19 protein-coding genes, 3 pseudogenes and 1 riboswitch are annotated in these 20,904 nt (G+C 35.4%); of the genes and pseudogenes, 4 read left to right on the top strand and 18 right to left on the bottom strand.

What is annotated here, in order from left to right:
- Window positions 1–112 precede the first annotated feature (112 nt).
- From LRP84_RS17980 to phaZ, 11 genes are all read right to left on the bottom strand, one after another.
- Window positions 113–2,425 (bottom strand): AAA domain-containing protein, encoded by a 2,313-nt coding sequence (locus tag LRP84_RS17980; protein ID WP_230576329.1) that lies wholly within the window; start codon window positions 2,423–2,425, stop codon window positions 113–115.
- Window positions 2,426–2,868: 443 nt separating this feature from the next.
- Window positions 2,869–4,248: a sensor histidine kinase gene (locus tag LRP84_RS17975; RefSeq protein WP_230576328.1), complete on the bottom strand. Its 1,380-nt coding sequence runs from the start codon at window positions 4,246–4,248 to the stop codon at window positions 2,869–2,871.
- A 1-nt stretch (window position 4,249) separates the two neighbouring features.
- Window positions 4,250–4,921: a response regulator transcription factor gene (locus LRP84_RS17970; RefSeq protein WP_098310774.1), complete on the bottom strand. Its 672-nt coding sequence runs from the start codon at window positions 4,919–4,921 to the stop codon at window positions 4,250–4,252.
- Window positions 4,922–5,017: 96 nt separating this feature from the next.
- A complete protein-coding gene (locus tag LRP84_RS17965; RefSeq protein ID WP_230576327.1) occupies window positions 5,018–6,265 on the bottom strand; it encodes a DUF1015 domain-containing protein in 1,248 nt (415 codons plus the stop codon).
- Window positions 6,266–6,364: 99 nt separating this feature from the next.
- Window positions 6,365–7,537, bottom strand: coding sequence for a phosphoglycerate dehydrogenase (locus LRP84_RS17960; RefSeq protein WP_230576326.1), 1,173 nt, complete (start codon window positions 7,535–7,537; stop codon window positions 6,365–6,367).
- Window positions 7,538–7,549: 12 nt separating this feature from the next.
- Window positions 7,550–8,632: a 3-phosphoserine/phosphohydroxythreonine transaminase gene (gene serC / locus LRP84_RS17955; protein WP_230576325.1), complete on the bottom strand. Its 1,083-nt coding sequence runs from the start codon at window positions 8,630–8,632 to the stop codon at window positions 7,550–7,552.
- 463 nt (window positions 8,633–9,095) lie between these two features.
- Entirely contained in the window at window positions 9,096–9,287 is a 192-nt protein-coding gene (locus LRP84_RS17950; protein WP_230576324.1) for a DUF378 domain-containing protein, read from the bottom strand.
- Window positions 9,288–9,462: 175 nt separating this feature from the next.
- Window positions 9,463–9,663, bottom strand: a complete 201-nt coding sequence (locus LRP84_RS17945) for an NETI motif-containing protein (protein ID WP_230576323.1) — start codon at window positions 9,661–9,663, stop codon at window positions 9,463–9,465.
- Window positions 9,664–9,667: 4 nt separating this feature from the next.
- Window positions 9,668–10,843, bottom strand: a complete 1,176-nt coding sequence (locus tag LRP84_RS17940; RefSeq protein ID WP_230576322.1) for an MFS transporter — start codon at window positions 10,841–10,843, stop codon at window positions 9,668–9,670.
- A gap of 111 nt (window positions 10,844–10,954) precedes the next feature.
- Window positions 10,955–11,263, bottom strand: a complete 309-nt coding sequence (locus LRP84_RS17935; RefSeq protein WP_230576321.1) for a hypothetical protein — start codon at window positions 11,261–11,263, stop codon at window positions 10,955–10,957.
- Window positions 11,264–11,341: 78 nt separating this feature from the next.
- Entirely contained in the window at window positions 11,342–12,238 is an 897-nt protein-coding gene (gene phaZ / locus LRP84_RS17930) for an intracellular short-chain-length polyhydroxyalkanoate depolymerase (RefSeq protein WP_230576320.1), read from the bottom strand.
- Between the two features lie 199 nt (window positions 12,239–12,437).
- On the opposite strand from phaZ, the gene LRP84_RS17925 reads away from it, so the two are divergent.
- The 3 genes from LRP84_RS17925 (at window position 12,438) to LRP84_RS17915 (ending at window position 15,418) form a co-directional block, all read left to right on the top strand.
- Window positions 12,438–12,854 carry a MarR family winged helix-turn-helix transcriptional regulator gene (locus LRP84_RS17925; protein WP_230576319.1) on the top strand — a complete coding sequence of 139 codons (417 nt, stop codon included), beginning with the start codon at window positions 12,438–12,440 and terminating at the stop codon, window positions 12,852–12,854.
- Window positions 12,855–12,871: 17 nt separating this feature from the next.
- Window positions 12,872–14,071, top strand: coding sequence for an MFS transporter (locus LRP84_RS17920; RefSeq protein WP_230576318.1), 1,200 nt, complete (start codon window positions 12,872–12,874; stop codon window positions 14,069–14,071).
- 93 nt (window positions 14,072–14,164) lie between these two features.
- Window positions 14,165–15,418: a serine hydrolase domain-containing protein gene (locus LRP84_RS17915; RefSeq protein WP_230576317.1), complete on the top strand. Its 1,254-nt coding sequence runs from the start codon at window positions 14,165–14,167 to the stop codon at window positions 15,416–15,418.
- Between the two features lie 45 nt (window positions 15,419–15,463).
- Here LRP84_RS17915 and LRP84_RS17910 read toward each other — a convergent pair whose 3' ends face one another.
- From LRP84_RS17910 to LRP84_RS17890, 5 genes and pseudogenes are all read right to left on the bottom strand, one after another.
- A complete protein-coding gene (locus LRP84_RS17910; protein WP_230576316.1) occupies window positions 15,464–15,802 on the bottom strand; it encodes a hypothetical protein in 339 nt (112 codons plus the stop codon).
- Window positions 15,803–15,858: 56 nt separating this feature from the next.
- Window positions 15,859–16,021 (bottom strand): annotated as a pseudogene (locus LRP84_RS17905) (flavodoxin family protein); the annotation flags it as partial.
- Window positions 16,022–16,080: 59 nt separating this feature from the next.
- Window positions 16,081–17,532: pseudogene (locus LRP84_RS17900) on the bottom strand (RNA-guided endonuclease InsQ/TnpB family protein).
- Window positions 17,533–17,709: 177 nt separating this feature from the next.
- Window positions 17,710–18,087, bottom strand: a pseudogene (locus LRP84_RS17895) (NAD(P)H-dependent oxidoreductase); the annotation flags it as partial.
- A 289-nt stretch (window positions 18,088–18,376) separates the two neighbouring features.
- Complete coding sequence (locus tag LRP84_RS17890) at window positions 18,377–18,679, bottom strand: hypothetical protein (RefSeq protein WP_230576315.1); 303 nt, start codon at window positions 18,677–18,679, stop codon at window positions 18,377–18,379.
- Between the two features lie 68 nt (window positions 18,680–18,747).
- A riboswitch (SAM riboswitch) is annotated at window positions 18,748–18,846 on the bottom strand.
- A gap of 146 nt (window positions 18,847–18,992) precedes the next feature.
- Here LRP84_RS17890 and LRP84_RS17885 point away from each other — a divergent pair.
- Window positions 18,993–19,184 (top strand): hypothetical protein, encoded by a 192-nt coding sequence (locus tag LRP84_RS17885; RefSeq protein ID WP_230576314.1) that lies wholly within the window; start codon window positions 18,993–18,995, stop codon window positions 19,182–19,184.
- 66 nt (window positions 19,185–19,250) lie between these two features.
- Here the strand turns inward: LRP84_RS17885 and LRP84_RS17880 are convergent, their stop codons facing one another.
- Both LRP84_RS17880 and LRP84_RS17875 read right to left on the bottom strand, forming a co-directional pair.
- Window positions 19,251–19,973 carry a YwiC-like family protein gene (locus LRP84_RS17880; RefSeq protein ID WP_230576348.1) on the bottom strand — a complete coding sequence of 241 codons (723 nt, stop codon included), beginning with the start codon at window positions 19,971–19,973 and terminating at the stop codon, window positions 19,251–19,253.
- A 175-nt stretch (window positions 19,974–20,148) separates the two neighbouring features.
- Window positions 20,149–20,613, bottom strand: coding sequence for a VOC family protein (locus LRP84_RS17875; protein WP_230576313.1), 465 nt, complete (start codon window positions 20,611–20,613; stop codon window positions 20,149–20,151).
- Between the last annotated feature and the right edge of the window lie 291 nt (window positions 20,614–20,904).

The following is a 20,904-nucleotide window of genomic DNA, read 5'->3' as shown; positions in this document are numbered from 1 at the left end:
ATTAATCTTACGAATTTTCAAAATAATAATCAACGAAAATAACCTCAGACAATTTTTCGTCTGAGGAATTCTCGTTTAATCTTATTCTAATAATGATTCTTCAATAATAATTTTATATTTTTATATCTAAAAATCCTTTTAATACTCCAATTGTTTGCGGAGCTTGTAGTCTCGCTGTTATATATGGAAATTCTGGACTACCATCAAATATCATATGAGCTGTTAATGGAGCACCTGCCCACATTATTTCATCGTCAATGATAATGAATGGCATTACTTTGTTTTGACGACGCGCTTGTACGTTTTTTATCGGAATTGCACCTTCTGTATATAGGATAACACTTGCTTCTGCATGTGCTAATGCTTGCCAAATCCTCTTATCCATGCGGCTTGAATTCGGTATGGATACAATAATTTTCTTTTTTGCTGAAACAATGTCTTTTAATAATGCCCTCGGTTCTTCAGCACTCGTTTGTACAAACCAACGTAATCTTTTTGTAATCTTCCGCTCTAGAAACGTTCTTGATGTTGTACGATCATACACATCTCCTTGCTTTTGTAAGTGCTGTGTTAAATAAGATAAGGCTTGTTTTCGTGAAAGATTTCGCTTCATATATTGGCAATCTGATAACTGAATAAATTTCCCTCTCGCTCTCGTTACTGCAACATTAACGAGTCGATGGTTTTTTTGATCAAAGAATAATACACCTGGCCGTTCTTGCGGATAACTATCAACTGTATCGAATAAAATCATATCACGTTCAGACCCTTGAAATTTGTGAACTGTCGCTGCTAGTACAGGTGCATTTTTGAACTTTGTTTTTTGAAGAAATTCTCGGATACACGTTGATAAAAAACGTGCCTGAGCACGGTATGGTGTAACGATACCAATTGACGGTATTCCATCCACTAAACCAATTAACACAAGTTGCATCGCTAATAGTCCAGAAAAAATATTATAACGTGAGCTAGATGCAACATCTTTTAATGAATAAGCACCGATACTACTTGTATCCATTAAAACTGCCGCTTCCTTCATGAAAGGCTGTAAATTTGCAATATCGTTTCGTGCTGCAACAGATGGATGGTCGAACACTTCATTTTTATAAATAAACTCATTTGTAAAACTTGAAATATGCGGATGCATGCGACGCTGCTCTTGCAGCATGTATAAATTCAGATGCTTTTTGTGCTCGTTTACGGATTCTACTATACCTGCATGATAAAACATATCTTCTTTTAACCATTTATTCACAAGCTCATGATTTGATAAAGCAATCGGTGGTAATTGTAGAAAGTCTCCGCAAACGACAATCCGCTTTCCTAAAGAAGCTGCCAATGCTATTTGCGGAACATATGCCATACTTACTTCATCGACGACCACAAGATCAAATGTTCTTTCATAAACAAGTGAATCGATTGCACATTTCGATAATGTCGCCCCAATGACTTTTGCATTTTCAATATACTCTTTTTCAACTTCCTTCACTTTTGCTTTTTGCTTCCGAAGTTCTCCTTCTATTTCTTGCATTCTTCGTTTTTCGGAAGAAGTTGCTTTATAAGAGAGGATTTTTTGTCTTAATTCTTGTCTTAATTCTTCTAAATACAGCCGCTCTTCTTCCCAATCTTCATTTGTTGATTCAACTAATCGCGTAGTAAGTAACGTTTCATGATTCCAGATTTGTTCATTTTGACTAAAACCATAACGAATAACGTCTCCTGGTACCCACTTCTCTTTTTTCTCAATTTGCTTTGTTACTTCACTCATTAATACATCAACCGCAGCATTACTATGAGCTAATACAAGAACAGATTTTCCACTTTGATAATGAGCTGCAATAATTCGCGATAAATTATATGATTTCCCTGTACCCGGAGGTCCCCAGATGTACGTTGTTGCATTATAAAAAGCACGATATGCAAGTTCATTTTTCACTTTTTTCATTTTCACAATATGCTTTGGCTCACTATCACCCCGTAATAACCGTTTCACGCGCTGACGTCTTTGTTTATCCTTTCTCACTTCTTTTAAACGCTCTTGCAACTGTTCTAACAGTTGCCATGGTTCACTATATAACGCCGCTTCTTGTATATGTTGCTGCATATAACAATTGAGTTTCACTTCAATGTCTAGCCCTTGAACAGATAATACTTCTCCAGTTGCTTCCTCACCGTCAAATTCAATTCGAATTGGTGTTCCGTCTGGTAAACTCACTTCAGAAATAAGCTGAAATACATATACACTACTTTCATAGTCTGTATATAAAAAACGTCCATTTATAATGGATAGTTTACTTCCACCAATTGTTTTCCAATGTTTAATTTCATATGTTAACGCTTGATGCCACTCTTTCATCGTCTCTGTTAATGAAGGAGTTTGCGCAGATGTAATCATGTTTATATCTCCTTCCTCTTCTGCAAACATACTTTCTCACTATACCATACATTATAGCTTTAATTGACAAAATTCCTATTGCTGTTTCATTAACAGCTTTATCCTTTAACTCCAAATAAAATATAATAGAAAGAACTAGACTACGGGCTTGCTAATACTACGGCAAAACAATTTTACGCAAAAAATGGATTTGAACTATATCGTGAATTCATTTACAAAAGAATATAATATCATGATTTCTCATATCCTCTGTATCTAGAACTAACAATACATAGTATTTTTATCCAAATACCCCTTATCAAAATCCGGAATTCTCATTATTTTTATTACCCGTAGATACATACCAAAATAAAAAAGGAGCACAATTTGCTCCTTTTTATTGTTAGCTAAGTGAATCATGTACTGCTAAATGGTACACTTAGTTATTATTTGTATCTTCAAATCGAAACCATTACATAATTTGTAGAATCCTTTTACGCTTTTGGAAGCTGAATTGTAAACGTGGTACCTTCTCCTTTTATACTATGTACAGTAATAGTTCCTTCATGAAGATCAACAATTTTTTTCACAATTGAAAGACCTAGTCCACTTCCTTCTATTGTTCTATTTCGTGCTTCATCAACTTTGTAGAATCGCTCAAAAACCTTTTCTATCTCCTCCTCACTCATACCTAGTCCTGTGTCAGAGATAGAAAAATATAATTCCGTTTCTTTCTCTTCTCCGTAAAATGAAATGGTCCCGCCACTTTCTGTGAATTTAATGCTATTCGTCAATAAATTTGTCCACACTTGATGAAGCAAATTTTCATCTCCACATACTTGTATACTTGGAACATCCAATTCAATCGCGACATCTTTTTCACGCCATTGCCACTCTAACATAAAAATAACATCTCTTATTTGCTTTCCAGCATCAAACATTTTCTTATCCAAAACTTGTTCTTCTTTATCTAAAGATGCAAGCGTTAATAATTGTTTACACAAACTAGACATACGTCTACTTTCTGATTCAATAATTTTCAAATAACGCTTACGTTCTGATTCACTCATATCATTTGTTTGTAAGGTCTTCGAAAATCCTTGAATTGACGCAAGAGGTGATTGAAACTCATGCGAAACGTTTGAAACAAACTCTTGCCGCATCCGATCTAAGTCCTTTAAGCTTTTTGCCATTTTACGAAAACTGACAGCCAGTGTTCCAATTTCATCTTTTCGATATTCTGGCAGGGCTATTTCATACTCTCCATTTGCAATTTTCTTAGTTGCACTCGTAAAAAGTTGAATAGGACGTACAATAAACCGTGCTGCAATTACAATACAAATAATACTTAATCCAACAGTTAAACATATTAATACAGCAAAGAAAATGCGCATTTCTCCAAATTGCTGTTGAATATCAGGACGAATAAAGAGCGCATAGTTTTTCCCATCATGTTGAATCGGAATCCCAATACTATTTAAAAGCTCATTATCAAAAAAACCGGTTATAAATAACCGTGCAGGGTACGTTGAAATACCATTATATGTGTGCCCTTTTAATACACTCTCTATTGTTTCTTCATTCACATTAATTTTTCGAAATGCATTCCCATATCGCTTCCCTTGTTTTTGATCATCTACAACATAAATTTCAAAACCAAGATTAGAAATAGATTGTAAATACTCCTCTCGACTATGTTCATCAGACTTTTCATATAAATGTTTAACTTCTTGAGCGTATTTTAAAATCTTTTCACTGTTATATGGTTTCAAATAAATATGATAATACACATTCGATAATAAAAAACCAACTACACTACTGGCTAACATAATAACAATAGAAATCATAACAAATCGTGAATATAATGATCGCATCTTATTTCAACTCCAATTTATATCCAAGACCACGCACCGTCTTAATTTGAAAATCATCTGTCCGTTTAGAAAAACGATCACGCAATCGCTTAATATGTACATCTACGGTACGTTCATCTCCCGCAAAATCAACTCCCCATACAAGTTCAATCAATTCTTCCCGAGAAAAAATTCGTCCCGGATAACTCGCAAGCTGTGATAATAACTCAAATTCTTTTAGCGGTAATAAAATAGTTTGTTCTTGACAACGTACTTCATAGCTTTTCCGATCGATTGTCGTTCCATGTAATTGAATAATATCTGCATTTAACATTTGATAACGACGTAACAATGCTTTCATTCGAAATAATACTTCCGCCGGCTCAAACGGTTTCACAATATAATCATCCGTTCCAACAGAAAAGCCCTTTTCCTTATCTATTAATTGATCTTTTGCCGTTAACATAATAACTGGTATATCATAATATTTTCTAATTTCTTCACAAAGTGTATAACCATCCATATGCGGCATCATAATGTCAACAATCGCCAAATGAATTGTTTCTTTCTCTAATATAGACTGTGCTACTTTTCCATCTTCAGCTTCCCACACTGTATAACCTTCTTTTTGAAGGTGATAACGTAGAAGTTCTCTTATATGTAAATCATCATCCGCTAATAAAATATGTATCATATATCTCGAGTCCTTTCCTTCAGTTAGTACGACTTTACATTATAAGATTGATACAAAATATGCAAGAAAAAAAGAGAAAGCAATCTGCCCCCTCTTCTACTCTAACGAATGAATAAATAAACCGCTGCGAAGCTTCGGTTCAAACCACGTTGACTTTGGCGGCATAACTTCTCCCGCATCCGCAATATCCAGTAAATCTTCCATTGTTGTTGGATACATGGAAAAAGCAACAGTCCACCCTTCTTCATCAACCATTCTTTCTAGCTCTTTCAGTCCGCGTATTCCTCCTACAAAATCAATTCTGTCATTTGTACTAGGATCATCAATTTGTAAAATTGTATATAACAACTGTTCTTGTAAGATTGATACATCTAATCTTTTTACAACATCATATGCATTAAACACGTTTGCTTTTGCAGTCAGCTTATACCATACCTTATTCAAATACATCCCAAATGTATGACGCTCTGCTGGTTTATATGGTACCACTTTTGCTTTTTCTACATAAAAAGCTTGAGATATTTCTTGTAAGAATTGTTCTTCTGATAATCCGTTTATATCCTTTACAATGCGATTATAATCCCAAATTGATAATTCATCTTTCGGGAAAAGTACAGATAAAAAGTAATTAAATTCTTCATCACCTGTATAATTGGAATATGCTTCGCGGCGCATCATTCCAACCTTCACAGCAGATGCTGAGCGGTGATGACCATCAGCAATATATAAAGAAGGTATTTCCTCAAAATGTTCTATTAATGTAGCGATGACTCTTTCTTCATGAATAATCCATGCTTTATGCCTAATTGCATCGTCTGCTGTAAATTCATAAACCGGACTATGCGTTGCTTTCCAATTCGCAATTACATTTGCAATTTCACTTTTCCCACGATATGTTACAAAGATGGGTCCTGTATGAGCATTACATACATCAACATGACGAATGCGATCTTTTTCTTTTTCAGCTCTCGTCCGCTCATGTTTCTTAATGGTGTCGTTCATATATTCATCAATCGATGTACAAACAACAAGTCCAGTTTGAGAACGACCATTCATTGTAAGTTCATAAATATAAAAACATGCTTTCTCTTCTTGTATAAGCACACCTGTTTCAACCATATGTTGTAAATTTTTCTTTGCTTTCTCATACACAGCGTTATCATAAGGTGAAATAGATGAACTTAAGTCAATTTCAGCCTTATCAATATGCAAAAATGAATAAGGATTATCTTTTGCAATTTCTCTTGCCTCACTACTATTGAGTACATCATATGGAAGAGCAGCCACTTCTTTTGCGCGCTCTTGTACAGGGCGAATTGCCTGAAATGGTTTAATTGTTGCCAATGAAATCTCTCCTTTATCCCGCTATTGGCGGGTAGTAAGCCTTATTGGTTCAACTAACCATCAGTGGAGGATGAAGCCCCCACTGATGGAAGTTTCACTTTATACAATCATCCGAACTGCTACGACACCTGCAATGTTTCTAATTGTTGCAACAACATCTTCTTTAATAAACTCATCTATACCATTATCAATATCAATCATTGTATATGCAAAAGAGCCTTTACTACGGTTAATCATATCAGCAATATTAATATGATGCTCTGCCAAACATGCTGTAATTTGACCCACCATGTTCGGAATGTTTTGATGCGCAATTGTAATCCGTTTCTTTCCAATGTAAGGCAGTTCTACATTGGGATAATTAACCGAATTACGAATATTTCCAGTTTCTAAAAAGTCTCGCAGCTGCCGAGACGCCATAACCGCACAATTTTCTTCTGACTCAGACGTAGATGCTCCGAGATGCGGCGTTGCAATGACGTTTTTCATTTGTAGCACACGCTCGTTTGGAAAATCTGTTATATAATGCTTCACTATACCCGCCTCAAGTGCTTGTTCTAACACCGTTTCATCAACAAGCTCTCCACGAGAGAAATTTAAAATACGAGCTCCCTTTTTCATTACTTGAAATGCATGTTCATTTATTATGCCTCGCGTTTGTTCTACTAACGGAACGTGCAAAGTAATATAGTCACATGTTGCAAAAATTTCCTCTAAACTGAATGCCCGCTGTACTTGTCTCGATAACCGCCAAGCTGTTTCAACAGAAACATATGGATCATAGCCAACAACATCCATTCCTAATGATAGAGCATCATTTGCAACAAGAGCTCCAATTGCTCCTAGTCCAATAATCCCAAGTCGCTTTCCTGCAATCTCTGAACCAACATATTGCTTTTTTCCTTTCTCGACAAGCTGTGGTACCTCTTCCCCTTGCAAGTCTTTTGTCCACACAACCCCATCTACAATATTACGAGAGGACATAATTAAACTTGCAAGCACAAGTTCTTTTACCGCATTCGCATTAGCCCCTGGTGTATTAAAAACAACAATTCCTTTCTCTGTACAGCGCTCAACTGGTATGTTATTTACACCTGCACCTGCTCTGGCGATGGCTTTTAACTGCTCAGAAAACTCTTCATGATGCAATGAATAGCTTCGCAATAAAATACCATCAGGCTGCTCAATTGTTTCTCCTACTCTATATGTATCTGTTGAAAAAGTAGAAATCCCTTTTTCAGCAATTTGATTTAACGTTTGAATATGAAACATTTCTTCATCCCCTTATTTGTGTTTCTTTTCAAATATATGCATAAAATCCACAAGCGCTTGTACGCCCTCTATTGGCATTGCGTTATAAATACTAGCACGCATACCGCCAACAGAACGATGCCCTTTTAATGTTTCAAAACCAAGCTTTTTTGCTTCTTGTATAAACAATGCATCCCGTTCATTTGAAGATGTTGTAAATGGAATATTCATTAAAGATCGATACGTAGCATTTACTGGTGAAGTGAATAAACTTGATTCATCTATAAAGTTGTATAAAATTGCTGCTTTTTCGTGATTTCTTTTCTCTATTGCCTGCACACCGCCTTGCGCTTTCAGCCATTGTAAAACTAACTTTGTTACATAAATGCTAAAAGATGGTGGAGTATTATAAAGTGAATTATGTTTACTGTAAGTTTCATAGTTTAGCATCGTCGGACAAGCAGAATTCGCAGAGCCGATTAAATCTTTACGAACAATAACAACTGTTAATCCTGCAGGCCCTAAATTTTTCTGTGCTCCGGCATAAATAAGGCCGAATTTTGTTATATCATACTCTTCGGATAAAATATTTGAAGACATATCAGCAACAAGTGGGATTTCTCCTGTTTCGGGAATATTAACATAACGTGTACCTTCAATTGTATTGTTCGTTGTAATATGCACATAATCTATTTTTCGAGAGAAAAGTGTGCTATTTATCTCTGGAATGGATTTAAATTGATCATTTTCTGAAGATGCAACAACCGAAACAGTTCCGATTTTTTCCGCTTCTTGAATCGCCTTTTTTGACCAAGAACCTGTATGCACATATGCTGCTTGCTGATGTCGGTGCATTAAATTTAGTGGAATCATGGAGAATTGTAAAGATGCGCCTCCTTGTATAAAAAGCACTTCATAATTTTTAGGGATATTCATTAATTCACAAAGTAGGGTTTTCGTTTCGTCTATAACGTCCTGAAATGCTGTAGATCTATGACTCATTTCCATTACAGACATACCTGTTTCATGATAGTTCAATAATTCTTTTTGTACTTGCTCTAAAACAGGTGTTGGAAGTATAGATGGTCCAGCTGAAAAATTGTATACTCGATGCATCTCATTCTCCTCTTTCTTTTATATTTAAAAATTTTTAAACTTTCTGAATTATAACGCATATAAAATACTCGGTCAAACTGTTTTTCTCATTTTATTCTAAGACGTATTGGAACCGTTCGCACAAGTAATTTTTCATAAAGTAAAACTTCCATCAATGGGGGTTTCTTCATCCCCCATTGATGGTTAGTTGAACCAATCGGGCTTTTACGGACAGTTCTCCTCACCTATCTTCCTCGAGTTCCTCACAATCTTGAGGTGAGGATCTTACTGTCCGTTAATGCGGGATAAAGTGAAACTTCCATCAGTGGGAGTTTTTTCATCCCTCACTGATGGTTAACAAATCGGACTTTTACGGGCAGCCCCTCCACCTTCTATCCTTCTAAACATTGAAACAGGCGAATCAAAATACAAAAAAAGTGTTAAGCACGTCTGCTTAACACTTTGAATGATAATTGTATAATTGCTAATTACTTGCAAAAAAACGGTCATAGATTTGATACAGTGCTGAAAGACCAAAAAGCCAATAAACGGTGTCAACAAGTGCTGGTACAGAACCAAAAAGTTTTTCTACGAGATTAAAATCTAGCGCAACAAACAACCAATTCAAACCGCCAATAATCACCAGAATTGCTGTAAGGTAAGACAAAAATTTCATTATGATTGCCCCCTCGGTGAAAAATGGTGAAAGATCTTTCGATATATTATATGTGGTAAATTCTTAAACTTGCACATTTTTTTCTATAAAGAATTATTTATCCAGCATTAACGAGAAATAACCTTGTTTATACCACTCAGAAAATAAAAATAGAAAGATCCTTTGCAAGACCTTTCTATCTTACCTTTCCTTCAAATACTATTTTTCGTCCACACGGCTCTACAACCGTTTTCCCATCCCTTTTCACCTCATGAAAAATAGGCTCTTCCATTCGACGAGAAGGTGTATATCCTTCTTTTTCCATCCTCTCTAAACACTGCGCAATTGTTTCATCTGGTAATACTTCAAATTTTTTCTTTTTTAATTGTTTTGTCATTGTTTTACCTACTTTCTACTTTCCTTACCATTGATTGACTTCTCATATATGTCATATAAATAATCGATATAACTGCCATGACGATCATAACAGCAAGAAAAAAGCTTGTATACTGTATTTTCTCTATAAACAGTCCACCTAATACAGGACCCGTAATGCTTCCGACACTAAAAGCAATTCCGCACAAAATGTTTCCTGCTGGTAGTAAGTGCCTTGGTAATAAATCTGTCATATAACCGAGCCCCAGTGAAAAACATGATCCAATGACCATACCCCCAATTAACATAAACGCAAATACAAACCCATAATACTCATCAAATACAGCTGCTAATAGAAAAATCAATGTACTAATGCTAAACGACCATGTTAGAATACGCTCCCTTCCAAATCGATCGCTAAGCATACCAAGTGGAATTTGCGTAACAATTCCACCTATAGCAAATGCTGGTAATAAAAATGAAATTTGTTCAACTGACCAACCTTTCCGCATTGCGTATACAGGCAAATTACTATTAAGCATCGCTTCCAATGCTCCATAAGCTAATGGTGCAAGCAGTGCAATCCAGCCAATCATCAACACTTTTTTATAGCGCTGCAAAGAAGATTCACTTTCTTGATTCACTTCACCTTGATCCGGGAATGTATTTTGCGTCGGAATCAATAATAACCAGCCTATTAAACAAAGAACTGTCGATACAATAAACGGAGTTGTAATCCCATATTGTACTGTACTTGCTAGGTATGGTCCAATTGCAAAACCAATACCGAAAAATGCTCCGTAAATGGAAACTTGTTTTCCTACTTTATGCGGGCTTGCAGTCGTTGTAATCCATGTTTGCGTCCCGACATGAAGCATATGATCTCCTACTCCAACTAAAAAACGAAGAACAAACCACACCCAAAAAGAAAATGTTTGTGTAAATAAAAATAGTGCTCCAACAACAATAAAGCCCCCAATTACAATAAGAGGCTTCATCCCAAACTTTTGCATCGGTTTCTCAAGCCAAGGTGAAATAACAAGAATACCAATATATAATGCCGTAGCATGAATACCATTAAAACTTGAGCTAATCCCTTCCTTTTCAAAAATCATTGCAATTGCTGGCAACAACATACCTTGTGAAAGTCCAGATATTGCAACAATTCCAATCATAACCCAAAATGTATACCTTCTCCCCATTTCATTACGCTCCCTCTTTGAACTCACATCCTTTATTATAGCTGTTTTATCCATAAATCGTATACTCTCAATTTTCACAAAAATCAAGCTAGAAGTCCAAACTTCTAGCTCTCAGCCGTCCCATATATGAGCTTTTACATATGACTGCATATGATTTACATATGATTTTACTTTTGGGGCATAGAAAGTGGGATACTGCACAACTACACCTTGCACTGGATGCGAATAGGAATAAGTCACATAATATTTCGTTCCATATACTGGAGGGAATGTTTGAAAATATAATTTCTGAATATGCGTATTAGTTCCGTTTAACAAAGGATGCTTTTGTACAGTTCCATAACTAATAGATGGGTAAACAGTTGCTCTTGGAATAATTTTTGATATGCACGCAACTGGTTCCATAAAAAAAATATCCATAATTCTTCTCCTTTTAGAAACAATAACGCTACATTATATGTTATTTATTGACAAAAGGAAGTAAATAAGAATAATTTATTACCCTTTCAAAAACGTAATTACTTCGTTTACAATTACCTCTAAACAATCAATAAATGGAGAATGTCCACAATCTTCTAGCACGACTAATTTTGCATTTGGCAGATGCTTTGCTAGCTCTTCACCAACCGCTTTTGGAACAACATAATCACGATCACCTTGGAGAACTAATGTTGGTACTTGAATGCGATTAATATTCCTATTCCCAGCTACAACTCCGTTATGTTCATCTGATATATTGAATGTTACAAGCGCATAATTTACATCAACAAAATTACGCTGCGTTAACATATCATCAAGATATTTTTCATACCGCTCTGGCTGAGGTTGATGCTGGGTGTAGATAAGCAAATTCCATATCGTGCGATAATATTGCTTATTCTTTTGTTCTAAAGCTTCAACAACAGGTACAATTTGAACAGGATCTTGAGAAATTTCTTCCTTTGTTTTTAATAAGTTTGAAACAATTGGCTGACCGTTTATATCTTTCTTAAAAATCGGATATCCTTTCATCCCTACAGATTCAACTAGTATGAGCTTTTTCACATCCATCGGATAAGAAGCTGCAAACTGCATAGCAACTCCTCCCCCCATTGACCATCCTACCAATGAAAAATTTTTCAATTGCAATTCATTCACGAACAACTTTACGTCTTGCGCAAAATCGTTTAATGAATCAATAGGCTGATGGTAAGTTGAAAAACCAAAACCACGTAAATCAAGAGCATAAATATGATAAGAATCTTGTAACTGTTCTATAACTAAATCCCAATGCTGTGAAGATGTCATATTCCCGTGAATAAGCACTAATACTTCTGTTCCACTTCCCACTTCTTGATAGGCAATTGTTTCGCCGTTTGATAATACTACTGACTTCATGATTGTAGGTTTAATCATCCTCTTTCCCCCTCAAAATTATCAATAACATATAATTCAAAAGACAGAAAATTCTCAACTTTATAATATCATACAGAATATACGTTCTCAATCTAAAAATTAACGTACTTTTAACATAAGCATGGCGCACAGACTACTAGACAATTCAGAAAAAAAGGGATATAGTTAGCTAGGTAACTAATTAGGAAGGAAGAAATATATGGACGAAAAACAACATTTTTTTCACGTCGTCAGTCAAACTTCTCGGAAATTTTCCAAAAAGTTTAATGAACGTGTTTCTCCAACTGGTTTATACAGTGCACAGTGGGCTGTAATCTTCAGATTGCATCAGACTGGACCTTGCACACAAACTGAATTATGCCAATATTTAAATGTTGAATCACCAACAATGACTCGCACTTTAACACGCATGGAATCGATAGGCTGGATCATTAGAAAAGAAGGAACGGATCGACGCGAGAAGCTCATTTCTTTATCAGAAACAGCACTAGCAATGATTCCAATGTGGCAAGAAGAGGTAGACTCATTTGAGGAAAAAGCACTGCAAGATATTAACGATGAAGAACTTCGTCGTGCTTTTCACGTACTACAAAAAGCAATTCGTAATCTTGATTAGAAATTGGAGGGATGACTATGAAAAGTCAAAGACTTTGGACGAAAGACTTCATCGGAACATGTTTGAGTAGTCTATTTCTCTTTTTAACATTTTATATGCTCATGACAACCTTACCCATATATGTCATCGACGGACTAAAAGGAAAACCTGGAGAAATGGGTCTTGTTGCAACAGTGTTTCTAATTTCTTCTGTACTATGCCGACCATTTACAGGTAAATGGCTCGATGATTTAGGAAGAAAGAAAATATTATTTATCTCTCTTTCACTCTTTTTAGCTGCAACAGTAATGTATTTTGGTGCTCAAAGTTTATTTTTATTACTCGCTTTGCGCTTCTTACATGGTATCGGATTTGGGATGGCAACGACAGCTACTGGTACAATCGTAACAGATGTAGCCCCGGCCCATCGACGCGGTGAAGCGCTCGGTTATTATGGAGTATTTATGAGTTTACCAATGGTTATTGGTCCTTTTTTAGGATTAACTATCATTTCTGAATTTTCGTTTACAGTTTTATTCATTGTTTGTTCTATATTTTCTATGCTTGCTTTTCTATGCGGACTACTAGTAAATATTCCTGACGAAAAAACAACTGTAAAGAAGGAAAAGAAACATATGCAATGGAAAGATTTAATCGAGCCTTCAACAATTCCAATTGCTATCACAGGCTGCGTACTTTCCTTTTCCTATAGCGGTATCCTTTCATTTATCCCGATTTATGCAAAGGAACTTGGCATGGCTGATATTGCAAGTTATTTCTTTGTCGTATATGCAATTGTAGTTGTTATTTCTCGTCCATTTTCAGGTAAAATATTTGATCGATTCGGAGAAAATGTTCTCATTTATCCCTCTATTATGATATTTATGATTGGAATGTTCACTTTAAGTCAAGCGCAAACGCCATTTTGGTTACTTGCTGCCGGTGTACTTATCGGTATAGGATACGGAACCTTAATTCCGAGCTTCCAAACAATTGCAATTAGTGTCGCTCCGCACCATCGACGCGGATCTGCAACAGCTACTTATTTCTCATTTTTTGATACAGGTATGGGTATCGGATCTTTCGTACTAGGTATTATCGCAGCACATTCAAGCTATCATAATATGTATTTTATCTCTTCTATTATCGTTGCATTTACATTACTTATTTATTATTTTCTTCACGGGCGAAAACAAAAGTTCAAAAAGCAAACAACACAAGGAAAATTATCTGCTTAATGATATAAGAGAGAGTAAACTTCTATGTTTACTCTCTTTTTTTTGCTCATTAAGAAACTTATACCTTATAATGAAATCATAAGGAGGCTTGTTATGAGATTCAAAAAATCCCCTCTAATTTTAATCGTTTTTATTTTTTTATTTATGTTAATCGGTATGAATTTTACGTTATTCAAACAAAATAAAGGGTTTTCCTCAAAACAAACAGTAACGAAAAAAAACTGGTTAAATGATCCATATCTTCGTTGGTCGTATTCACATATGCGAGAATTTGCTTCCACAAAAGTTGTCGCTAAAAATCAAAATTATGTATCTCCCCTTCCAACTAACTTAGAAAATTTAGATGATTTACATATTACAGATGAAAATAATGATAATACGACCGTTCTGCAATTATTAGAAAAATACAAAACAGATGCTTTCATTGTCCTGCACGATGATAAGGTTGTATATGAACGATATTTTGATGGATATAAAGAAAATGAACCACACGGTATGGCTTCGTTATCGAAAGTATTTACAGGATTTCTCATTAGCGAACTCATTGAAGAAGGAAAGCTACAACCCGATATAACTGCAGAAACTTACATAAAAGAATTACAAGGAACACCATTTGGAAAGGCAACAATTCAGCAACTACTAGATATGCAGGTTTCAGTAGAATACCCAACTCATGGCTTTAAACAGGCTGGATTAGATAATCAAGATGCACAATTATATTTAGCGAGTAATCTTCTTCCTCGCGGCAAAAACTATGATGGGCCGTTAAAAATTTATGACATGTTACTAGAAGCAAACGAAACTGCTGCTCCTAGAGAGAATTTTTCATATAATAACGGTTCCGCTGAAACACTTGGGTGGGTAATTCGTACTGTGACAGGAAAATCCCTAGCAGACATGGTAAGTGAACGTTTTTGGTCACAAATTGGAGCAGAAGAGGATGCTTATTATGTCGTTGATGAAACAGGGGTGGAACAAGCCAGCGCAGGATTAAATGCGACCGCTCGAGATATGGCAAGGTTCGGAAAAATGATTGTAGACAATGGCGTATATGATGGAAAGCAAATTATTTCTTCTTCTATCATTGATGAAATTAAGAATATTAAAAAAGACGAACTTCCAGTTGGAGATGGTGAAGCATATTCTTATCATAATCAATGGTGGATCCCGCATAACGTAAATGGCGCATTCGAAGTACTTGGCAGTTATGGACAACGATTATATATCGATCCAACTGCAAATATGGTTATCGTTCACTTTTCATCAAATGCTAATCATAACGGAGAAATACAATCCGCATATAGAGATATGTATTTACAAATCGCTAAGTATTTACAAAAACACTAAAATTAGACTTAAACTCTCAAAGTTTTTGTTACAAAAAGAGCTGTCTCACGGCAGCTCTTTCTCTATAATTGTAATTACATTTTTCCATTGTTCTTCTGAAAAACATAAAGGTTCTAACTGAAATACCATCGAACACAAATCTTCTATATAATGGACATTTGCCTGTAAAAATTCCCATCGGAGCAACTTAGGTATATATAAATCTGCAACCTGTTTATTTTGCTCTACTAAAATGTCTACTTCTCTCTCACAAATACCCCTTATAAGATATTCTTCCCGCACTTCTTGTTTAACTTTAGAAAATTGCTTGCTATTCTCTTTTATCCTAGATAAACAAGAAAGATAAGAATAAAACAAATCATCTTCTCTTTTACATACATTCATAATTTTATAAATCTGCTCCCTATTTTCCATAATTCCCCTGCCTTTTCATATACCTTTTACAGCCATTTCTCTCTTTTTTCTTGTTTACTATTTTTCACAGATTGAAATACAGAACGCTTTATGTTACCCACAAAAATACAATATTCCTTTCTTCATCACAATCCATTCAGCTGATCGGTATGAAAGAGCAGCGTACCATAAAGGAGAATCTAGTGTATGAAAACTCCCGCCACTTATCTCCTTCGGATCTTGAAGTGGGGGTTTCTCGTATATCACCTTCAAATGATGCTTAACACGAGTGGAGTTGACACAGCTGCCTGATGGCACAACCCCTCTATTCCATCGGCGAACGCCTTTGGAACTGCTTTTTTTAAGATGTTATAGGAACCATTCACATCTGCGTTTAGTAGTTTATTCTCTTTCGTACGATACAATCCACGTTTGATCCGTTTTCCACTGAATAGAGGAAAGTCTTCCTCACCGTAAGTGGGGATTGCATCATTGTCTAAAAAGGATGCTTTACTTGTATACGATTCTTCTACAACTTGTACAGCAATACCTTTTCTTTTTGCCTTATAGGTGATCATTTCAATGAGTAGATTATGCGGGATATGACAGAACGTTTGATTCTGGCGTTTCCCCATTTCAATGTTTTGTTTCCATGATGTATTTTTCCCAATCACAATCAAAGAAATCTCCTGTTGAATCGCCAGCTCGACAATGTGATAACTCATTTTATGAAAGAGATCTTTTATTTTAAGAAACCGTTTTTCATGAAGTCTCTCTAAACGCTTTGATGTGTGTGGTCCTTCTTTTGGTTCTTTCCCATGACGAAGAATACCCAGTAAATAAGCCTTTTGCTTGTTGTAGTATTGATTGATACTTTTGATGACATTGCCCTTTACTAACACAGGAATGGCTCCTGTATTTGTTGTGATAGTTACAATGTTATCGATTCCTAAATCAATACTCATATAGCGGTTGTTGTCCACATGCTCAGGTGCTGACTCGGGTTGTTCTGCCACAATTTCCACCTTAAATTTCCCATAAGTAGGAGAAACGCGTACCTCCTTGAGATTTTCGATACGCCCAAACAATTTACCAATATTTAATTTCATGCTTGTTTTTGGAAAGCGAATATATTTGTCTTGGAGTTTGCATACTTGATTTGTGAATACAATTTCTTTCATAGATGATTTGATATATTTGGGAATGCGAGGTCTGCCAGTAAAGGTGGAAGGATGTTTCTTGTATGCCTTGATGGAAGCGAAGAATGATTTCCAATTTTGATACAACTTCTTCATAACTGCTTGATTCGTTTGCGCTGGCAAGTTCATATAATCTTGTTGTTTCATTGTTTTAAACAAGCAATCTAAGAAATGATACGATAGGAACGATTTCTCTTGTGTCGGGAATGTAAACAAGTTACATTTCATTTCTTTTTGTTCTTTAACAGGTTTTTCTTTCTATTTTTGCACGCGTTTTTGGTACGCATGGAATTGATTTTCATTCATGATTTCAATATGTGCTTGTAATGTATGGAGAACTTCTTGTTGAAGTGGTTGTAATGGTTGATCCGTACGTAAGGCCGTATACACTTGGCGAACATAGAAATTCGTTGTATTGTAGAGATTTTTTGCGTTTCGACACATTTCCATGAAGTAGGCGTGCAATTTGTAACCTTTCTTAATCCAAATTTGATAGGTTGCATATTCTTTTTCTTTCGTCATCATTTTCACCTCTCACTCTTCTTACCTTCAGGATAATACAAAAAGGCCAAAAAAGAACATACATTCGTATCGACTCAGGAAATTTTTTTACAAATTCAAAGGCAATTCATCCCCTCCTTAAACTGGGCTATGCTCTGCGCGTTTTGAAGATGGGGTTTTTTTGCCCATTTTCTGACAAATCACCCATGCTTGTTTTCCTGTAAGTAATCCTTTAGGCATTATCCCTTCATATTTATAGGCAAAACCTGAAACAAATACTCGGTCAATAAATCCCTTTAATATTGCCGGCATACTCCACCACCAAACTGGGTAAATAAAAATGAAGTAATCTGCCTCCGTAACTAATTTCCTATATTCACCTGTTTCTTCCTCATGCACTAAATCTCTTCTCTTTTTTGTCTCATTAAAGGTTAGAACAGGATTAAATTGTTCCTTATACAGATCAAGAACAGTTACAGAGTGATTTGTTTTTTGTAATCCTTGTTCCACATGTTTCAAAATAGCAGCGTTGAAACTTGACGAGTTTGGATGCGCGTATACAATCAATATGTTCATTGTAAACAACACCTTTCCTTTAATTTCCTTTTGACTTTTATTGGATTCACATGCTATTCTAATACATGTCAAAGGGCAAGCCCCTTTTACAAAACAATGACACCTATTCGGCGATGGTGTCTTTTTTATTTGTTAGCCGAGAATGCCCATCTTTCGGGGCACATTAAATTTTTGAACACTACACACTCAGCACCATTTCCTTGTAAAAAGACTGCATAGTACAGTCTTTTTATCTACATACCTCTAAAATAAGTGAATTTTCAAACAAATTATAACATAAAAAGAGAGATCAACTCCCTCTTCTTTTCTCTTTTACTATGTAGTAAATCCCCTTATCATCTATATATTGGTGCGGCTCTGCTAAAGTAATTTTCCCATCCAGTTTTAATTCATCAAGTAACCGTAATAAATAAAATTGCTGAAGCATCTTTTTTGCAAATTTCCCCTTATGTTCAGAAGCAATATACTCTTGAATATCCAATAACGTAATTGGCTCTTCTTGTTCTTCCATATATTCGTAAATTGCACTTCGCAATGTAATATATTTCTCAATTGTCACAGCTATGTCCACTCCTTTCTTCTCGTTGTCCATCTTTCATTATCGGTTTTTTAACAATAAAAAAACCTCTTCGATAAGAAGAAGCGGAACATATCTCTTCCTTCTTATCTTTCAGAACAAAAATGTTCTGCTGGAATTAGCACCTGCATTGCGGTTGCTGGGTTTCATCGGGCCAGTCCCTCCACCTCTCTGGATAAGAAAATATTCACTTTATCCCTTACTATAATGAATATAACCAAAAAAGTCAATTCTTATAAGAATTATCAGGATTCATTTTTTAGAAAATTATTATATTTTGTTTCGTTTTGCTCATACTACAAATGTATAGACCAAAGGAGGTGCAATCATGCAAAAAAATGCACGTGGTCATGTTCAAGATTCTTGCCAAGCTTTACATGAAGCAAAAAACTGTTTACAAAACGCCTTGCAAACAGTCGAGAAAGCAGATAATCGTCAACGTATTGAACAATCTTTACAAGCTGTCCAACATGCGCTGCAACAGTGCGATAGTACGGCAAACATTTTATTTCAAGAATAAACAATTCCTAACAATAAAAAGTAAGCACGTATGAATCATGCTTACTTTTTATTCATTAATTTAATATCAACCCTTAAATTGAAATAATACTGTAGTAGCAATGAAAAAATAAACTGAATTGACGATCTCCCACACACCAACTTTTAAAACAGTTACTTTTTTACCATACAGCACAATAGCGCGAATGCAACTTGGAATAAACGCAATGACAAACCAAGGAGACACAATGAACGTACCGACTACAAGTGATAAATGGTATCCCCATGAAATCCAACGATATGTTGGATTTTTCTTTTCTCGAATCATCGTTTTCACATAGAACGTACTTCCCAGAAAGTACAAAAATGAAACAAGTGCGATTAGCCATGCCGTTTCATCAATTGTTTTCATTGTGAAATAATAACTGATCATTCCGCCAATACAAAAAACGATAATAGCACTAACATCATTCAGTAATGCTCGTTCATTCTTTTGACGAGCAAAAAAAATGTTTACAAAAAATAATGGAAGCATATATATTGCAAAAAAAAGAATTCGCCATTCGTATGTAAGTGGAACTATACCAAACAAAATAGCGAGACTAAAATATATGAGCGTCCAATGTAAATAGCGCTTTTGCCGCATTTGTTTCACATACATTAAAAAGGGATATGTTGCTAAATAGACAAATAGCCATGCTAAAAAAAGTGGTATGTGCTGCCATGTCGCTTTGCCAATTAAAGCACTAAGCAAAAACGGGATAAGAAGCATCGCCCATGCACCATGCTGTTTTGGAATCACTGGCTTTATCATATAGACACCTCAACTTCGAAAATGATTCTCAATGTTTATTATATATAATCAATCCTGCTGTTTCCGAGGAAATTTTGTCTATAATTAAACATTTTGAAAATTAAAGAATTCATTCACAACACACACCGTACATCTCCACATTTTCACATTCTACACCATTAGAATTTTGTTTCTAAACGTTTCTAATAACCATTTCTTTTTCCCATTCACTTAAGTATGGTACATATCCAAGTTCATTTGGTTCATCAGATAATAAAGAAATAAACTCCAGCTTATTTCCATCATAATCGAGAAAATAAACACTTGCTGCCGGCATCCAGCTTTGGACAATAGGTTCTTGATTCCCTTTTCCTTGGCTTCCGATTACTTCTATTCCTCTCTCTTCAAGCCATATTTTGGACTGCATTAAGAAATTCAATTCTACCTCAAAAGCGAAATGATTGAGCTGAATAGAAGCATCAGTTGGCACTTCCCATAATCCCAGCATTTGTTGTCTAACTTCTCCTACCCAAAAAAAGGCTACTTTCCTTTCGGGTGATTTTCTTGCTAGCTTTAATCCAAGTTTATTTTGATAAAAATCAATTGCTCTCTCTAAATCTCTTACATGCAAATGTGTTTCATATATACTCTTTATCATGTTTTACATCCCTTCTTCGTACTAATGCAATAAATTCTAACTGCTGTCAATGAGCATTTTCCCCCATGCGTTAATTAGTTGCAGCCATTGCCTGTGCCAAGCCAACAGTTATCACTCATCTCCCCCCCTTGTTTTCTCTCAATTTTACGATAGGGAATTTATATACAAAAGGGAAAAATCTGTAATATCACTCTCTTTATCACTAACAGTATATAGAGATATCCTTATTACAACATCCATCTGTTGTATCATCTTTCTATCTATGAATGTAATACCATAGTATGAGAAACA

It is taken from the genome of Bacillus rhizoplanae, assembly GCF_917563915.1.
Lineage (GTDB): Bacteria > Bacillota > Bacilli > Bacillales > Bacillaceae_G > Bacillus_A > Bacillus_A rhizoplanae.
This window is presented reverse-complemented; position numbering and strand designations above follow the sequence as displayed.